Raw genomic sequence first — 16380 nt, forward strand, 5'->3', positions numbered from 1 at the left:
AACCAAAAACATGGCACCGGTCAATATTCTAAACGTCCAGAAGCGCTTCGGCGCAGTCAACATCATCCACGGCATCGATATCGATATCAAGGATGGCGAATTCGTCGTGCTGGTCGGCCCTTCCGGCTGCGGCAAATCCACCCTGCTGCGCATGATTGCGGGGCTTGAGGAAGTCAGCGACGGCGAAATCCACATCGGCGCGCGTGAGGTGAGCAACCTGCCTGCCCGCGACCGCGATATCGCCATGGTCTTCCAGAACTACGCCCTTTATCCGCACATGACGGTGAAGGATAATATGGGCTTCGCGCTGAAGCTGAAGAAGGTGAGCGCCGACGAAACCAAGGCCAAGGTCGACAAGGCTGCCGCCATTCTGGGACTGGACAAGCTGCTCGACCGTTATCCGCGCCAGCTTTCCGGCGGCCAGCGCCAGCGTGTAGCCATGGGACGCGCGCTGGTGCGCGATCCGCAGGTCTTCCTGTTCGATGAGCCGCTTTCCAACCTCGATGCCAAGCTGCGCGTGCAGATGCGCGGCGAGATAAAGGCCATGCACCAGCGCATCGGCACCACCACCATCTACGTCACGCACGACCAGGTGGAAGCCATGACCATGGCCGACAAGATCGTGGTGCTGCATGACGGCGTGATCGAGCAGATCGGCGCACCGCTCGAGCTTTACGACCGTCCGGCCAACCTCTTCGTTGCCGGTTTCATTGGTTCGCCTGCGATGAATTTCATTCGTGGACGCGTCGAAGAAGGCGTGTTCCGCACTGTGAAGGGCTTAAGCCTTCCCCTGCCCGCCAACAGCGACATCGCCGCACTGGGCGGCCGCGACCTCGTCTACGGCGTGCGCCCGGAACATATCCGTGCAGCAAGCGGCGGTATCGAAGGCCGGGTCGAACTGGTCGAAGGCACCGGCTCGGAAATCTATGCCAAGCTGAACTGCAAGGGCGACGAGATCGCCTGCCTGTTCCGTGAGCGGCTGGACGTGCGGTTCGGCGATACGATCCATATCGCCATCGACCCGGAAATGGTTCACCTTTTCGACAAGGCAACCGGCAAGCGCATCTAAGGCGCATGCCGAGTAAAATTGCGTAAGACAAAGACATAGGGTGACGGGCATGGACAGCCAACACGAGAGCCGCAAACATGTGCTGTGCGTGGGTGCAGCCGTGCTCGACACCCTGTTTCGCGTCCATGACATGCCAAAGGGCGAAGGCAAGGTCCTGCCCTACGAAATGTTGCAGATCGCCGAGGGCATGGCATCCAGCGCAGCCTATGCGGTGCACCGCATGGGCGGGCGCGCCAGCCTTTGGGGTGCGGTGGGCGACGACGAGACCGGAACCCGCATCCTGCGCGATCTCGCCGAAAGCGGCATCGACACCACAGGCATGACAGTCGCCGCCGGCGCACGCTCCGCACTCTCCACGATCATTATCGATGATCGCGGTGAAAGGCTGATCGTGCCTTTTTATGATCACAGGCTGCATGAGAAGAAGCGCTCCTGCACACCAGCGGACCTCGCCGCTTACGACGCCGTGCTGGTGGATGTGCGCTGGCCGGAACTGGCGCTCGATGTTCTTGATGTGGCACGCGCACTCGGCAAACACGCCATTCTCGACGGCGACGTCGCGCCGGTCGAAACCCTCGAAAAGCTCGCACCCGCCGCAACCCACATCGTTTTTTCCGAACCCGCCGCCGCCCGGCTGACGGGGCTTGAGACGGTAGAGGACATGCTGCCGGTGCTGCACGCCCGCTACCCGCAAACCTTCATCGCCGTCACCGCCGGACCGGCAGGCTGCTGGTGGACGGAAGCTGGCGATCCAACTGTCTATTTTCAGGAAACGATGCAGGTCAAGGCGGTGGATACGCTGGCGGCAGGCGACATTTTCCACGGCACCTTTGCGCTTGCCATAGCCGAAGGCATGGAAAGCCGCGCCGCCATCCGGCTCTCCTCCGTTGCCGCTGCGCTCAAATGCACGGTCTTCGGCGGCCGGATCGGCGCACCCACACGCGAAGAGACCGAAGACGCGATGCGGCAATGGCTGGAGCGTGAACGGGGACCGGCGCTACGCGCCTTCTGAGCGCATCCATTGCCCGCATAAAACTATTCCATTTTTGCGATGCCGTTTCCCGGCGAACTAGGCTAACGTCAAGTCAGAGCAAAGCTTTTCGCAAGCCGCGCTTGTTCCACCTTGAGCCTGTATTCCGCAAAAGTGATCGCCCGATGCATCAGACGACCCGCCCGAGACTGCGCGATATCGGCTTGCCGCCCGGCCATTTCGAGACCGGCCCGCTCAATGCCATCACCGATGTCGAAGGCGTGACGATCGGCCATTCGACCGTCATCGAAGGCGACACGATCCGCACCGGCGCAACAGCGATCCTGCCGCATGGCGGCAATCTTTTTCAGGACAAGGTGCCTGCGGGTTTTGCGGTCTATAACGGCTTTGGCAAATTTGCCGGCTCGACCCAGATCGAGGAACTGGGCGAACTCGAAACGCCTGTCATCCTCACCAATACGCTTGCAACCGGCCGGGCAATCGAGACGATCAACCGCCACACACTGGCGCAGCCGGGTAACGAAAAAGTGGTGTCGATCAATGCGGTCGTCGGAGAGACCAACGATTCCCGCCTCAACGACATCCGCGCCGGTCGCCCGACCATCGAGGAAATCTCCACCGCGCTGAAAAACGCTGCCACAGGCCCGGTGGCCGAGGGCGGCGTTGGAGCCGGGACCGGCACGGTGGCTTTCGGCATGAAGGGCGGCATCGGAACCGCATCCCGCATCGTCACCGTCGCGGGGGAGGCGTATACGCTCGGCGTTCTCGTGCAGTCCAATTATGGCGGCCATCTTCTCGTCTGTGGCAAACCCTATGTGAGCCCGGAGCACAAGGACAAGGACGGCTCGATTGTCATCATCATCGCAACCGATGCGCCGCTGTCGTCGCGCAATTTGAAGCGCTTGGCCGCTAGGAGCTTCGGCGGCCTCTCGCGCACCGGTGCCGCACTGAGCAATGGTTCCGGCGATTACGCGCTGGCATTTTCGACCAACGAGCGCCTTCGCCGCACGCCCGCACGCCGTAAGGCAGTTACAGACTATCCTGAGCTCTCCAACGATGCGATCTCGCCGCTCTTCGAAGCCGCAATAGAGGCAACCGAGGAGGCGATCCTCAATTCGCTCTGCGCGGCAACAACAACATCAGGCTTCAACGCTGGAACCGGCAAGGCCGCAACGGTTGAGGCCATTTGCATCGATACCCTTAAAACCCTTCTTTCAGCCTGACTTTTCCAGACGGAGTTTTCATGACTAGCCAATCCGGTCGCATCGTTTATCTCAACGGCGAATTCCTGCCCGAGGCGGAAGCCCGCCTTTCCATCTTCGACCGCGGCTTCCTGTTCGGCGACGGCATTTATGAAGTCACCTCCGTTCTCGAAGGCAAGCTGATCGACAGCGACCTGCACATGGCGCGGCTGGAACGCAGCGCCCGCGAAATCGACGTGCCGCTGCCGGTCACAACAAAGGAAATCGTCGAGGCCGAACGTCGCCTGATTGCCGACAACAACCTTGTCGAAGGCATGATCTACCTGCAACTGACGCGCGGCGCGGAAGACCGCAACTTCCTGTTTTCCGCCGATTTGAAGCCGACGCTGGTGATGTTCACGCAGGCCAAAAAACTCGTCGGCACCGCCGTGGAAGAGGCCGGCATTGCGGTCAAATCCGTTCCCGACCAGCGCTGGGCGCGCCGTGATATCAAGACCGTCTGCCTGCTGCCGCAAGTGATGGCAAAACGCATCGCCAAGGCTGAAGGCTGCGATGAGGCGTGGATGATCGAGGATGGTTTCGTCACCGAAGGCGCATCATCCACCGCCTATATCATCACCGGCGACAGGAAGATCATCACCCGCGGCAACAGCAACAAGACCCTGCCCGGCTGCACCCGCCTTGCCGCCCTGCAACTGGCCAAGGAGGCCGGTTTCACGCTGGAAGAACGGCCTTTCACGTTGGAAGAGGCGATGAACGCAGACGAAGCCTGCCTGACCAGCGCCTCCAACTTCGTGGTTTCGGTGACGAAGATCGATGGCAAGCCGGTGGGTGATGGCAAACCAGGCGCGATGGTGAAACGCCTGCGCGCGCTCTATCTCGAAAACGCCCACCGCACCGCGATCTGACCAGGATCAATCTTCGAGAACCGCCCATATGCGCTCGACAACGGGACGGCGGTTCTCCTTGGAACGATAAAGCCGGATATCCACGGCAATATCGAAACTTTGATCGGCGGCACGCACCAGCGCGCCGCTATCCAGCTCGTGCCGCATCAGGCTTTCCGGCACCCAGGCAACACCCCATCCCGCCATCGCCATGGCTTTCAGCCCCACCGACATGCTGCCCTCATGCACCCGCTCGAATTTCGGCAGGCGCGCACTCAGGAGATCGCGCAACAGCGGCCCGAAGAACGATGCTTTTTCGTAATCCAGATAGGCAAAGGGTTTTTTCGCGCTTTCCGTAAGGCTGTGCAGCGGTGCGCCGTCCTCCGCGGGCGCGGAAACGGGAATGATGTTTTCCGCGCCAAGCACGCGGAATTCGAAGGTCTGCGCATCGAGCAGCATCGGCACTTCGGGGTGGGCGTAGGTCAGAAGGAAATCGCTCTGCCCGTCCACCAGCGAATTGAGGTTCTCCTCCATGCTGCCGGAATCAGGCCGCAGAACCGAAAACAGCGGTCCCGCCTTCTCGTTCACCCGTTTCAGCCAGTCGGGGAAGAAGGTGAAAGACAGCGTGTGCAGCGCCGTCAGCCGCACTGTTCTGGCATCCTCGCCGTCTTCCTGCAACAGGGTGCGACGGGCGTGGTAAAGCTGCTTCAGGGTTTCCTGCGCCACCGGAACGAACTTCACCCCGGCCTCGGTCAGTCGTGAGGGATAGGAAGCGCGATCGACCAGCGTCGCGCCCACCCAGGCTTCCAGCTGCTTGATCCTTCGGCTGAAAGCGGATTGCGTCACATGCCGCTCTTCCGCCGCCTTCGAAAAATTGAGCGTTCCGGCCAGCGCCAGGAAATCCTCGAGCCATTTGACTTCCAAGGGCCTGTTCTCCCACAAAGATGTTGAACCGGCCTTTAGCTGGAACAAGGGTCTTTATTAGGAGCAATAGCAGCTGATTGAAACCCTCTTAAAGGCTTCTTGAATATTCGATCATTCGCGCCCGGCTCGCCACAAGCTCTATCCGGCTGTCGCTCAATTGATTGAGACAGATGCGCTTCGTCCACGGCCCGTCCGAGAGCGTGAAGAGGAAGCGACCATTGCCGAGCGCCGTTAAAGGCATGGAGCGGCGCGTGGGACCGATACCCATGGTTAGCGACGAACCGGAAATCGTAAATTCCGCCCCTTCGGTAGAGCGCCAAGATCCGGAAAGCTCATCGGGCACCGCATGGTCGCCAACCGGCAGGAACCGACGAGCGGCGTGGCCTGCCTCGCCGACGATCGCGTCGCCCTCGAGCCTCAGAAGCATCGGAGAGGATGCGGAGCGCGATGACACCCAGCCATCGGCATCTTCATAAAGCGTGTCGTCGCCATCGATGAAGGTCGAGGTACTGCCCTTGATCTCCAGCCACCACGGTCCGCTTTCGGTGACATAGAGGCCTTCCGGCAGGCTGGCGGCGGGTTTGGGTAAAGGCAGACCGGTCAGGGCCGCCATGCTTTCCAGCGCAATCTTGAAGCCGTTGGTATCCTCGCGGTTCGATACCACGACGAAACCCGTGCCGTTTTCCGGATCGAGAAGGAAGTACGTCTTGTAGCCGGGATGCGAACCGCCATGACCGACGAAACGTCTGTGGCCGAGATGTGACCAGCGCAGGCCGAGACCATATTCGCTCATCCGTCCATCGGCGAGCCGCCGCTCGGTTGAAAGCCCGTCCAGAACGCCGGCAAAGCTGCCCTCTCCCCGCATCAGCCCCTGCAGCCAGCGGGTCAGCGCTTCGGCACTGCCGGCAAGACTGCCCGAAGCAGAAATATGCAGCCCCGCCGCCGAAAGTTGCCAGTTGCTCTCAGCCTTCCAGTAACCCGGCACCAATCCGTCGACCGGATCGTTCCAGACGTCCGGCGCCTTCAGGAAAACACCGAACGGTCCGGCAATTTGCGTCTGCACGAAATCGTCAAAACGGAAGCCATGGCGCTCCAGCGCCGCCTCGACCAGACGATAACCGGTATTCGAATAGGAAACCTCGCTGCCGGCCGGAAAGTTCAGCCGGGTCAGCCGCGACAGATAGTCTAGAAGCGGGCCGGCCTTCGTTTCGGTGTAGACGGAAAGACCAAGCAGCGAGAGGCATTCGCGCGTGTCCGGCAACCCGCCGCTCATATCCAGCGCCTGCCCGACAGTGACGTCGCGGAGTGGCGATTGCAACTCCGGCAGATGCTTTCCGAGCGGATCGTCAAGCCCGATCAGATCGGAATGGGCAAGCACCATGACACAGAAGGCATGTTTGGTGACGGAAGCGTAACGCACCACGCTTTTTGGCGTGAACGGCGCAAAGGTCGAAAGGCTTTCGACACCGCCGGAATGGGCAAAACGGATGCCATCTAGATCAAAACCGATCACCGCTCCGCCTGGCTCGTTGCCGGCCCATTGCGAGACGAAACTCTCGGCAAGCGTCGAAGCGGCGTTCCAGTCGAATTGCTGTGACATTGTTCGGTCTCGTGTCTTCGTGGGTCTTGTGGGAAGCCTCATACCGCTGCCGCGACCTTCTCCCCGGTGGGAAGAAGAAGCGAGCAGCAACCGCTCGATCTATGTGCGACGGGGGCTCAAGCCGGCTCTTCCAGCCGGATACTCAGGCTGCGCAACTCTTCTGTATGCGGGTGTTTTGTGCGGCCTTCGCGTAGATCGCCTGCATTCAGCTGCTCGACCATTTCACCATTCAGCATCACGCCCACCTGTGGGCACAGATGCGCGATAACAGCCAGATTGTGGCTGACGAGGATATAGGTGAGGTTGCGCGCCGCCCGCAGATCCTGCAACAGGTTCAGGATTTCCGCCTGCACTGAAACATCGAGCGCCGAAGTCGGCTCATCGAGCAGCAGAACCTGCGGATCGGCAATCAACGCACGCGCAATCGCCACGCGCTGACGCTGACCGCCGGAGAGCTGGTGCGGGTAACGGAAGCGCACTGCCTGCGGCAGGGCCACATCCGATAGCGCCTGCTGGATGCGTTTTTCGATATTGTCCATGCCGTGCACCAACGGCAATTCGCTGAGAATGCGGTCGATGGTCTGGCGCGGATGCAGCGAACCATAGGGGTCCTGAAACACCATCTGCACCTGCCGGAAGAATTCCGGCGTGCGCTTCAGCGGCGCATCCTTGCCGGCAAAGGCGATGCGGCCTTCCCAGCTTTCATTAAGGCCGGCCATGGCGCGCAGGATGGTGGACTTGCCCGAGCCGCTTTCGCCAACGATGCCGAAGCTGCCGCCCTTTTCGACCGAAAAGGACACGCCCTTCACCACTTCACGGTCGCCGAACTTGATACGGAGATTTTCGACGTCGATCATAGGCTGGACCACGCTGCATCACGGTTGAGAACGGGAAGACGCTCGCGCGGATGCGTCAGCGAGGGAATGCAGTTCAAGAGACCCTGCGTGTAAGGATGCTGGGCTTTCAGGAGTTCGGAAGCCTTCAGTTCCTCCATCACCCGGCCGGAATACATGACAGCCACGCGGTCGCAGAAATGCGAGACAAGCGGTAGGTCGTGGCTGATGAGGATGAGACCCATGCCGCGTTCCGATACCAGCTCCTCGATCAGCCGCAGGATTTCCGCCTGCACCGTGGCATCGAGAGCACTCGTCGGTTCGTCGGCGATCAGAAGCTCGGGATCGGGCGCCAGCATCATGGCGATCATGACACGCTGGCCCATGCCGCCGGAAACCTCGTGAGCGTAGGACGAAGCGACCTGGCGCGGATTGCGGATCTTCACCTGATCGAGCAGAGCGATTGCCGCCTCCATGGCCGCACGCTTGCTGCCGCCCTTGTGGGCGCGCCAGGCTTCCGCGATCTGTGCACCCATGGTCTTGACCGGGTTCAGCGAATATTTTGGATCCTGAAGGATGAAACCTGCCCGTTTTCCTCGGATCTGGCGCATCTGCTTTTCACTGGCGGAAAGCACGTCGATACCGTCAAAGGAGAGCTTGTCGGCCCTGATATCAGCATTGGAGGGCAGAAGCTTCATCAGCGCGCGCGCCGTGAGGCTCTTGCCCGAACCGGATTCACCGACGATGCCGAGCTTTTCTGTTCCGAGCTTCATGGAAACACCGCGCACCGCCTCGAAGCGGCTGGTGCGGGTCTGGAACGCGATCTTCAGATTTTCGATTTCGACCAGCATGGCTCAATGTCCCTTCGGGTCGAGCACGTCGCGCAGACCATCGCCAAGGAAGTTGAAGGCGAGCGAGACGAGGAAAATGGCGATGCCCGGAATGGTGGCGACCCACCATTGTTCGAAGATGAAGCGCTTGGCCGTCGCAATCATCGCACCCCATTCCGGCGAAGGCGGCTGCGCGCCCATGCCGAGGAAGCCGAGGCTTGCGGCGGTGATGATGATCGAGCTCATGTCGAGCGTGATGCGCACGATGAGGCTCGGCACGCAGAGCGGTGCGATGTGACGGGCGATGATGCGCCAGGCGGAAGCGCCTGTCAGCCGGTAGGCCGCAACGAAATCGCTGCCGCGAACCGTCATGGTTTCGGCGCGAGCGAGACGCGCATAGGGCGGCCAGGCGGTGAGCGCGATGGCGAGAATGGCGCTTTCGACGCCAGGCTTCAGCGCCGCGACGAAGGCAAGCGCCAGGATGAGGCGCGGGAAGGCCAGGAACACATCGGTCACCCGCATCAACACCGTATCGACGATACCGCCGAAATAACCGGCGATGCAGCCGATGGCGAGACCGATCGGCGCAACGAGAACGACGACGGCAATGACCATGCCAAGCGTGACGCGACCACCATAAAGAATGCGCGAAAGAATGTCGCGACCCAGCTCATCCGTGCCGAACCAGTGCTCGGCACTCGGGAAGGCAAGGCGGTTGCCGAGGTTCTGCGCGGCCGGATCGTAAGGCGCAATGAACGGCGCCAGCAGCGACAGCGCAATGAAGACGATGATGATCGTGAGACCGACCACCGCCAGCGGATTGGACTTGAGGTTCAGCCAGATGCGGTACCGGTTTCCCCAGGCAGCCTGCCTGCGGGAATGCGGCGTCTCATCCAGAGCCCAGTTTCTGAAAGTTGCTAACATCATCGAACGCGGGGATCCATTACTCGGTAAAGTACGTCTGCGAGCAGGTTGAGGCCGACATAGATCAGGCCGATCAACAGGGTCGCTCCGACGACAGGGTTCATGTCCGCGTTCATGAGCGAGACGGTGAGATATTGGCCAAGGCCCGGCCAGCTGAAGACGGTTTCCGTCACCACGGCACCTTCCAGAAGGCCGGCATAGGTGAGTGCGAGAACCGTGACGAGCTGTACGGCAACCGTCGGGAAGGCGTGCCCCCAGATGACGGTCATTGCCGAAAGCCCCTTGGCACGGGCGGTAATGACATATTCGCCCTTCAGCGCATCGATCATGAAGGCGCGTGTCATGCGGGTGATATAGGCCATGCTGAAATAGGCAAGGATGCAGACGGGCTGCACCATATGGGCGATGGCGTCGTAAAACGCGTCCCAGTCGCCGGCAAGCAGCGTATCGACCGTCATCAAGCCCGTGACCGGCGAGATCATGCCGTCATAGATAATGTCCTGCCTGCCCGGTCCGGGTGCGACGCCAAGCGTGGCGTAAAATACCAGCAGCGAAATCAGCGCCAGCATGAAGACGGGCACGGAATGGCCGGCAAGGCAGACGACGCGGATGATCTGGTCCGTCAACTTACCCTGCTTCACGGCGGCCCATACGCCGAGCGGAATGCCGATCAGCGCAGCGAGAATGAGTGCTGCCGTAGCAAGCTCGAAGGTGGCGGGGAAAACGCGCTTGATATCGATCCAGACCGGGTTGCGGGTCAGGATGGAATTGCCGAAATCACCGTGCAGCACCTGCGACACATAGTGGAAAAACTGAACGACCAGTGGCTGGTCCAGGCCCATTTCGGCCCGAACCCGCACAATGACGTCTTCAGGCGCGTTGTCGCCGACTGCCGCGATGACAGGATCGACAGGCATGACGCGCCCGATCAGGAAGGTGATGACCATCAACCCGAACAGCGTCAGAATGACGCTGCTCAGTGTCGACGATATGCTTTTGACGCGCTTGTTCAATGTTACGCTTTCTTAGCATCGTGGTAGGAATTGCCCTCGGAGAGAACGCCGAGTTCAAAGCCGGAAACGCCCTTGCGGAACGCGGCCGTCTTCGTCGTCTGGAACATGAAGACGAAGGGGCTGTTTTCCATGTGCTCGCGCTGCAGCGCTTCATAAAGCTCGATGCGCTTTGCCGGGTCCTTCTCGTCGCGGGCGGCTTCTGCCTTCGCGGCAAAGTCGTCGTTCTTGAAGCGCGAACGCCACAGGAAGGGCTTGGACTTGGCGTCGTCGCCATTGTCCTTGTTGATGTTGAAGACATCGGCATTGGAATGCGGATCGAAATAATCCGTGCCCCAGGCGGAAAGCGCCATCTGGTGTTCGCGGCCGCGCATCTTGGTCAGAACCTGACGGTTCTCGGCAGATTGCAGACGCACCTTGATGCCGATATCGGCAAGATTTGCCTGGATGGCCTGCGCCAGATCCGGGTAAGGCTGGGCGGAATAGTGATCCATGGTGATTTCGAAACCGTCGGCAAGACCGGCTTCCGCCATCAGCGCCTTGGCCTTTTCGACATCGCGCTGGTACGGCGTGTCGTTGACGGCGCCGGGGAAACCTTCCGGCTCAAAGCTCTGGTGAACCTTGTGCGTCAGCGGCACGATGTTTTCCTGCATGCCCTTGTAGTCCAGCGCCCATTTGATGGCCTGCCAGACCTGTGGCTTGGCAAGGTTCTCATTGCCCTGATTAAGCGAGATCAGCACCAGCGAGGCGATGCTCTTGCGCTGCAACTCGATGTTGGCGTCGTTCTGGACGGTACGCAGCTGTTCCGAGGTCAGGTCGCGGGCAATGTCGATATCGCCCTTCTGCAACATCAGAAGCTGGGAAGACGGATCGGTGACATGGCGCAGGATGACGCGCTTGATGTTACCCTTGTAGGGGCCATTCGGGTTGACGGTGAGCGCTACGCTCTCGCTCGGCTTCCAGGCCTGCAACATGAAATCGCCGGAACCGGCGCTGTTTTTCTGCAGCCAGCCATTGCCGAGGTCTTCGCCCGAGGCATTTGCCAGCACGGCCTTCTTTTCAACGATCGCGCCGATATTGGCGGAGAGGCAATAGAGCAGGAACGAGATTGCGGTCGGCTTTGCCGTCGTCAGCTTCACTGTCTTTTCGTCGGCGGCAACGATGGTGGTTTCGGCATTGTCAGGCGTGAAGCCGAACTGGCCGATGATGAAGGCCGGGCTCTTGTTCATCTTGATGGCGCGCTGCAGAGAAAAGGCCACGTCTTCCGCGGTCACTTTCGCACCGCTCGAGAAGGTCGCATCGTCACCAATCACAAAGGTGAAAACCTTGCTTTCCGCATCGGCTTCCCAGGACTTCGCGATGACCGGATCGACCTTGGTGGAATCTTCACGGTTCGCCCGCACCAGCTTCTGGTACATGTTGGACATGATTTCACCGCCGACGGCTTCGAAACCCTCATGCGGATCAAGGCTCGTCATGTTGTCCAGCTGCTGCGCGACCACCAGAATATCCTTGGGCGTCGCAGCAAATGCCGGAATGTGCGCATAGGACAGGAACGGTACGGCAGCGCCGGCAATCAGCAGGTTGCGTCTTGAAATCATCGAAAATCCCCTTTCGGACCTTATTTTTCGGAAACGGTATGGGTTCGCCCCAATCCAGTCATTTTTTTTATGTTTTCCCGCGATTACCACGAGCAAACGAGGCGCGACCAATTCCAAATTTGGCAGAGCCTATGCACGGATTGCATTTGCTCCGACCTTGACCTTTCCTCTACCAATTCTCAAAAGTCTGACGACCGCGCGCCCGCGCCCCGCCCGTATCCAAAGGTGAATGACCATGACCGATGAAAAAACCGTACCCGTCTTCGACGGCCACAACGACGTGCTTCTGCGGTTATGGCGATCGGGCAATGCCTCTCCCGAAACGCTTCTCATCGAGGGTGATACGGTCGGCCACATCGACCTGCCGCGCGCCAGGAAGGGCGGGTTGGCCGGTGGCCTCTGCGCCATCTACGTCCCCTCGCCCAGCATGGAGAAGGACGCGAACGGCGACTTCACGACACCGGCTGAAGCGGACGCGCTGAAGGCGACGCTTGGCATGGCAGCCCTGCTGTTCCGCGCCGAGAAACAATCAGGCGGTGCGCTGAAAGTCTGCCGCACGGCCGCCGAGATCCGCAGCGCGATGGCAGAGGGCGCCTTTGCCTCCGTCTTCCATATCGAGGGCGCAGAAGCGATCGGCGCCGATCTGGATGTGCTGCATGTTCTCCACGAGGCTGGCCTTCGCACGCTCGGCCCGGTCTGGAGCCGCCCGAACATCTTCGCCTACGGCGTTCCCTTCCGCTTCCCGTCGACACCGGATATCGGCCCCGGCCTCACCGATGCCGGAAAACGGCTGGTAAAGACCTGCAACGAACTGAAGATCATGGTCGACCTGTCGCACATGAACGAACAGGGTTTCTGGGACATCGCGAAGATTTCGGACGCACCGCTGGTGGCGTCCCATTCCAACACCTATGCGCTGTGCAACCACAGCCGCAACCTGACGGACCGCCAGCTGGACGCGATCCGCGACACAGGCGGTCTTGCCGGCATCAATTTCGGCGTTCTGTTCCTGCGCCAGGACGGCGTGAAGAACCCGGCTACCGATCTTGGCGAACTGGTCCGCCATGTCGACTATATCGTCAACCGCATCGGAATCGATCACGTCGCACTCGGTTCGGATTTCGACGGCACCACCATTCCAGCAGCCATGAAGGATGCGGCCGATCTGCAATTGCTGGTCACAGCCCTGCGCAACGGCGGTTATGACGACGCCGCACTCGCCAAGATCTGCCATGGCAACTGGGTTCGCGTGCTGGAGAAAACGTGGGGCGCGTAACGCGCCCCGACTTTGGCATTCTCCCCGGACTTCCGTGCCGGAGACATGAAGCGGCAGGCCTCAGGCCTTTGCCGCTTTCTTTTTGCCCGTGGACCGAAACGCCAGCAGGCCTGCGACCAGACCAGCAATGGCCCATTTGATCGGCAGTACATCCGCCGTCTCGCTACGGATCGGCAGAACGGTCACTGTTCCCGGACGCGATTCATATCCGGCCTGCCCGCCGGCCTTCGCATCAGCGATCTGCTGCGGCGAAACAACCCATTCGGCGCCCCGCATCTTGTCATAAGCCATGTAGCCGCCGCCCACCAAAAGGGCTGCGATCAGCGAAATTACTATTCTTGTAGGCAGGTTCATTTTGCATTTCCTTCAATTGAAAGAAGCGTTTAATCACATCAAACATCGCCTCCAAGCAATCGGAACGATTAATTCACGGAGTTTTTGATCTAAAATTTGAACATCGCTCTTTTTGGTTGCATTTTTCATTTTAACGGCGAAAATCTCGTTGGTTTGTCGCCAAACTTCACATCGACACGTCACGCATTTCTGCTAAGCAAATTTCCTCAACCGAAACGAATTAGCGACACAATCCTGTGGTTCGCCAACCAAGGGACTGGCGCTGGAAAAAGCAAATGGCAGACAAGAGCGAAATTATACAGACCGATATTACCGAATCCCCGGTTGAAAGCTTCTTTGCCAGAAACCGGCCCTATCTGACGGCCATCGCCATTACGCTCATCTTCGTGATGATGACGTTTGCGATTTACCGCCTCACATCCGAAGTGCGGTACGATGATGTGATCGCAGCTCTTCTGGACACTTCGCTTCCGGCCATTCTTCTTGCAATGGTCTTTACGGCGCTGAGCTTCCTGTCGCTGATTTTCTACGACGCCAACGCGATCGAATATGTCGGCAAAAAGGTGCGCTTCCCGTCCATGGCGGCCACCGCTTTTGCCGCTTACGCCATCGGCAACACTGCTGGATTTGGCCCCTTGAGCGGCGGCGCAATACGCTTTCGCGCCTATTCCAGGCTGGGACTTTCGCCGGGTGACATCGCCCGTGTCATCGCCTTCGTCACGCTGTCCTTCGGGCTGGGCCTTTTGTCGGTCAGCGCCCTTTCGACCTTCATCGTCGCACCACGCATCGCCGCCATCATCGGTCTCGACCCGACTGTTCTAAGGGGCGGAGCGCTCGCCGTCATTGCCGTTCTCGTTACCACCGCCTATATCGGCCGCAACGGCAAGGCGATCCGGCTCGGCAAATGGCGACTGCGCCTTCCCGACAGCCGCACCTCCTCGCGCCAGTTCCTCGTCTCCGCCTTTGATATCGCCGCCTCCGCCTCCGTGCTTTACGTGCTCCTGCCCGAGACGCATCTCGGCTGGCCGACATTCTTCGCGATCTATGCCACCGCCGTTGGCCTTGGCGTTCTCAGCCACGTTCCCGCCGGTCTCGGTGTGTTCGAAACGGTCATGGTAGCCGGGCTCGGCAACGCGATCAGCGTCGATCAGCTGCTCGGAAGCCTCGTTCTTTATCGCGTCATCTATCACGTCCTGCCGCTGGTTGTTGCCATTCTGGTGATGATCGTTTCCGAAATGAAGCAGTTCGCGGCCAAGCCGGTGGTCTCCGATATCAGCCAGCTTGCCGTGCGGCTGGCGCCGCCGCTGCTCTCGACCTTCGCGATCATTCTCGGCACCATGCTGATCTTTTCGAGCGTGACGCCGACGCCCGGCAGCAATCTGGATTTCCTGTCGAATTTCGTGCCACTGCCGATCATCGAGGCGGCGCACTTTCTGACGAGTATTCTCGGCCTTGGCCTCGTTGTCGCCTCCCGCGGCCTCGGGCAGCGGCTGGATGGGGCGTGGTGGATTGCCCTTGTCGCCGCATCGCTGGCGCTCATCCTGTCGCTGGTGAAGGCGATCGCCGTTTTCGAGGCAATCTTCCTCGGCATCTTCATCGCGGCGCTCGCCCTCAATATGCGCAGCTTCAACCGTCATGCCTCGCTGGTCAAACAGGCGCTGGGACCGAGCTGGCTCGCCGCTATGGCCGTCATCATCGCCGGCGCGGCAACGATCCTTCTGTTCGTCTACCGCGACACCGATTACAGCCACACATTGTGGTGGGAATTCGAGTTCTCCGAAGAAGCACCGCGCGGTCTGCGCGCCCTTCTCGGCCTGGTGCTCGCTTCCTCCACCATTGCAATTTTCAGCCTGATGCGGCCGGTCACTTTCAAGCCGGATTCCATCCAGCCGGAAGACGTTGAACGTGCAACCGACATCGTCATGCAGCAGGATTCGGCCGATGCCAATCTGGTGCGCATGGGCGACAAGCATGTGATGTTCTCCGAAAGCGGCAGCGCCTTCATCATGTACGGCATTCAGGGCCGATCATGGATAGCCTTCGCCGACCCCGTCGGCAACGAGGAGGATTTTCCCGATCTGGTCTGGCAATTCGTGGAATCCGCCCGTTCGGCGGGTGCGCGCGCCGCCTTCTACCAGATTTCGCCCTTCCTCCTGTCCCATTGCGCCGATGCGGGCCTGCGTGCCTTCAAGCTTGGCGAACTGGCGCTGGTCGATCTTACCGCATTCGAATTGAAGGGCGGCAAGCTCGCAACCCTTCGCCAGTCACTGAGCCGCGGCGCCCGCGACGGGCTGACCTTCGAAGTTGTCGAGCAATCGCATGTTGCCGATATTCTGGATGATCTCAAGCAGGTCTCGGATGGCTGGCTCACCCACCATAATACAAGGGAAAAGCGATTTTCTCTCGGTGCGTTCGAGCCCAACTACATTCTCTCCCAGCCCGTCGCCGTGCTGCGCAAGGATGGCAAGATCACCGCCTTCGCCAATCTGATGGTGACGGACACCAAAAAGGAAGCCACCGTCGATCTCATGCGCTTTTCACCGGATGCACCGCGCGGCTCGATGGATTTCCTCTTCGTCAGCATCATGCAGCACCTGCGTGAGACGGGATATGAGAGCTTCAATCTCGGCATGGCACCCATGTCCGGCATGTCGAAGCGCGATGCGGCACCGGTCTGGGACCGCATTGGCAGCACGCTTTTCGAACATGGCGAACGATTCTACAACTTTAAGGGCCTTCGTGCGTTCAAGACGAAGTTCCACCCGAAATGGGAACCGCGTTACCTCGCCGTACAAAATGGCGCAGACGCCGCTCTGGCGCTGATGGACGCGACGGTTCTGATCAGTGGCGGTGTCAGAGGAGTGATCGGAAAATGAGAA

At 60.0% G+C, this 16380-nt stretch carries 14 protein-coding genes; 6 read left to right on the top strand and 8 right to left on the bottom strand.

The features are described 5' to 3' along the window. Nucleotides 1-10: 10 nt before the first annotated feature. From ACQZ6D_RS07520 to ACQZ6D_RS07535, 4 genes are all read left to right on the top strand, one after another. Nucleotides 11-1069: an ABC transporter ATP-binding protein gene (locus tag ACQZ6D_RS07520; RefSeq protein ID WP_013636780.1), complete on the top strand. Its 1059-nt coding sequence runs from the start codon at nucleotides 11-13 to the stop codon at nucleotides 1067-1069. 49 nt (nucleotides 1070-1118) lie between these two features. Continuing rightward, nucleotides 1119-2081: a sugar kinase gene (locus tag ACQZ6D_RS07525; protein WP_065702590.1), complete on the top strand. Its 963-nt coding sequence runs from the start codon at nucleotides 1119-1121 to the stop codon at nucleotides 2079-2081. A gap of 143 nt (nucleotides 2082-2224) precedes the next feature. Next, complete coding sequence (locus ACQZ6D_RS07530) at nucleotides 2225-3283, top strand: P1 family peptidase (RefSeq protein ID WP_065702589.1); 1059 nt, start codon at nucleotides 2225-2227, stop codon at nucleotides 3281-3283. A gap of 20 nt (nucleotides 3284-3303) precedes the next feature. Continuing rightward, the gene (locus ACQZ6D_RS07535; RefSeq protein ID WP_003514109.1) at nucleotides 3304-4170 is read left to right on the top strand and encodes a D-amino-acid transaminase; all 867 of its coding nucleotides are present in this window, start codon (nucleotides 3304-3306) and stop codon (nucleotides 4168-4170) included. A 6-nt stretch (nucleotides 4171-4176) separates the two neighbouring features. Here the strand turns inward: ACQZ6D_RS07535 and ACQZ6D_RS07540 are convergent, their stop codons facing one another. The 7 genes from ACQZ6D_RS07540 to ACQZ6D_RS07570 form a co-directional block, all read right to left on the bottom strand. After that, on the bottom strand, nucleotides 4177-5073 hold the full coding sequence (locus ACQZ6D_RS07540; RefSeq protein ID WP_065702588.1) for a LysR substrate-binding domain-containing protein: 897 nt from the start codon (nucleotides 5071-5073) through the stop codon (nucleotides 4177-4179). Between the two features lie 88 nt (nucleotides 5074-5161). Further along, nucleotides 5162-6673 carry a serine hydrolase domain-containing protein gene (locus ACQZ6D_RS07545; RefSeq protein ID WP_448729748.1) on the bottom strand — a complete coding sequence of 504 codons (1512 nt, stop codon included), beginning with the start codon at nucleotides 6671-6673 and terminating at the stop codon, nucleotides 5162-5164. Nucleotides 6674-6789: 116 nt separating this feature from the next. Further along, nucleotides 6790-7530: an ABC transporter ATP-binding protein gene (locus ACQZ6D_RS07550; protein WP_003514115.1), complete on the bottom strand. Its 741-nt coding sequence runs from the start codon at nucleotides 7528-7530 to the stop codon at nucleotides 6790-6792. Next, nucleotides 7527-8357 (bottom strand): ABC transporter ATP-binding protein, encoded by an 831-nt coding sequence (locus ACQZ6D_RS07555; RefSeq protein WP_003503986.1) that lies wholly within the window; start codon nucleotides 8355-8357, stop codon nucleotides 7527-7529. The genes ACQZ6D_RS07550 and ACQZ6D_RS07555 overlap by 4 nt, the downstream gene beginning before the upstream one ends. Before the next feature lie 3 nt (nucleotides 8358-8360). Then, complete coding sequence (nikC, locus tag ACQZ6D_RS07560) at nucleotides 8361-9263, bottom strand: nickel transporter permease (protein WP_003514116.1); 903 nt, start codon at nucleotides 9261-9263, stop codon at nucleotides 8361-8363. Continuing rightward, nucleotides 9260-10273, bottom strand: a complete 1014-nt coding sequence (locus tag ACQZ6D_RS07565; RefSeq protein WP_003514118.1) for an ABC transporter permease — start codon at nucleotides 10271-10273, stop codon at nucleotides 9260-9262. Before ACQZ6D_RS07565 ends, nikC begins: the two co-directional genes overlap by 4 nt. Nucleotides 10274-10275: 2 nt before the next feature. Then, nucleotides 10276-11871: an ABC transporter substrate-binding protein gene (locus ACQZ6D_RS07570; RefSeq protein ID WP_003514121.1), complete on the bottom strand. Its 1596-nt coding sequence runs from the start codon at nucleotides 11869-11871 to the stop codon at nucleotides 10276-10278. Between the two features lie 235 nt (nucleotides 11872-12106). Here ACQZ6D_RS07570 and ACQZ6D_RS07575 point away from each other — a divergent pair, with 235 nt between their 5' ends. Beyond that, nucleotides 12107-13147, top strand: a complete 1041-nt coding sequence (locus ACQZ6D_RS07575) for a dipeptidase (RefSeq protein WP_065702633.1) — start codon at nucleotides 12107-12109, stop codon at nucleotides 13145-13147. 60 nt (nucleotides 13148-13207) lie between these two features. Here the strand turns inward: ACQZ6D_RS07575 and ACQZ6D_RS07580 are convergent, their stop codons facing one another. Further along, a complete protein-coding gene (locus ACQZ6D_RS07580) occupies nucleotides 13208-13501 on the bottom strand; it encodes a hypothetical protein (RefSeq protein WP_065702586.1) in 294 nt (97 codons plus the stop codon). Nucleotides 13502-13776: 275 nt separating this feature from the next. Here ACQZ6D_RS07580 and mprF point away from each other — a divergent pair, with 275 nt between their 5' ends. Beyond that, nucleotides 13777-16377, top strand: a complete 2601-nt coding sequence (mprF, locus tag ACQZ6D_RS07585) for a bifunctional lysylphosphatidylglycerol flippase/synthetase MprF (RefSeq protein ID WP_112154333.1) — start codon at nucleotides 13777-13779, stop codon at nucleotides 16375-16377. Nucleotides 16378-16380 lie beyond the last annotated feature (3 nt).

Source organism: Agrobacterium sp. 22-3639C2 (assembly GCF_053522105.1).

Bases quoted from the DNA above. Each gene is read 5' to 3' on its own strand.
- ACQZ6D_RS07570 (WP_003514121.1), bottom strand. From the start codon at position 11,871: ATGATTTCAAGACGCAACCTGCTGATTGCCGGCGCTGCCGTACCGTTC.
- ACQZ6D_RS07580 (WP_065702586.1), bottom strand. From the start codon at position 13,501: ATGAACCTGCCTACAAGAATAGTAATTTCGCTGATCGCAGCCCTTTTG.
- ACQZ6D_RS07575 (WP_065702633.1), top strand. From the start codon at position 12,107: ATGACCGATGAAAAAACCGTACCCGTCTTCGACGGCCACAACGACGTG.
- ACQZ6D_RS07520 (WP_013636780.1), top strand. From the start codon at position 11: ATGGCACCGGTCAATATTCTAAACGTCCAGAAGCGCTTCGGCGCAGTC.
- ACQZ6D_RS07525 (WP_065702590.1), top strand. From the start codon at position 1,119: ATGGACAGCCAACACGAGAGCCGCAAACATGTGCTGTGCGTGGGTGCA.
- ACQZ6D_RS07550 (WP_003514115.1), bottom strand. From the start codon at position 7,530: ATGATCGACGTCGAAAATCTCCGTATCAAGTTCGGCGACCGTGAAGTG.
- ACQZ6D_RS07545 (WP_448729748.1), bottom strand. From the start codon at position 6,673: ATGTCACAGCAATTCGACTGGAACGCCGCTTCGACGCTTGCCGAGAGT.
- ACQZ6D_RS07535 (WP_003514109.1), top strand. From the start codon at position 3,304: ATGACTAGCCAATCCGGTCGCATCGTTTATCTCAACGGCGAATTCCTG.
- ACQZ6D_RS07555 (WP_003503986.1), bottom strand. From the start codon at position 8,357: ATGCTGGTCGAAATCGAAAATCTGAAGATCGCGTTCCAGACCCGCACC.
- ACQZ6D_RS07530 (WP_065702589.1), top strand. From the start codon at position 2,225: ATGCATCAGACGACCCGCCCGAGACTGCGCGATATCGGCTTGCCGCCC.
- nikC (WP_003514116.1), bottom strand. From the start codon at position 9,263: ATGATGTTAGCAACTTTCAGAAACTGGGCTCTGGATGAGACGCCGCAT.
- mprF (WP_112154333.1), top strand. From the start codon at position 13,777: ATGGCAGACAAGAGCGAAATTATACAGACCGATATTACCGAATCCCCG.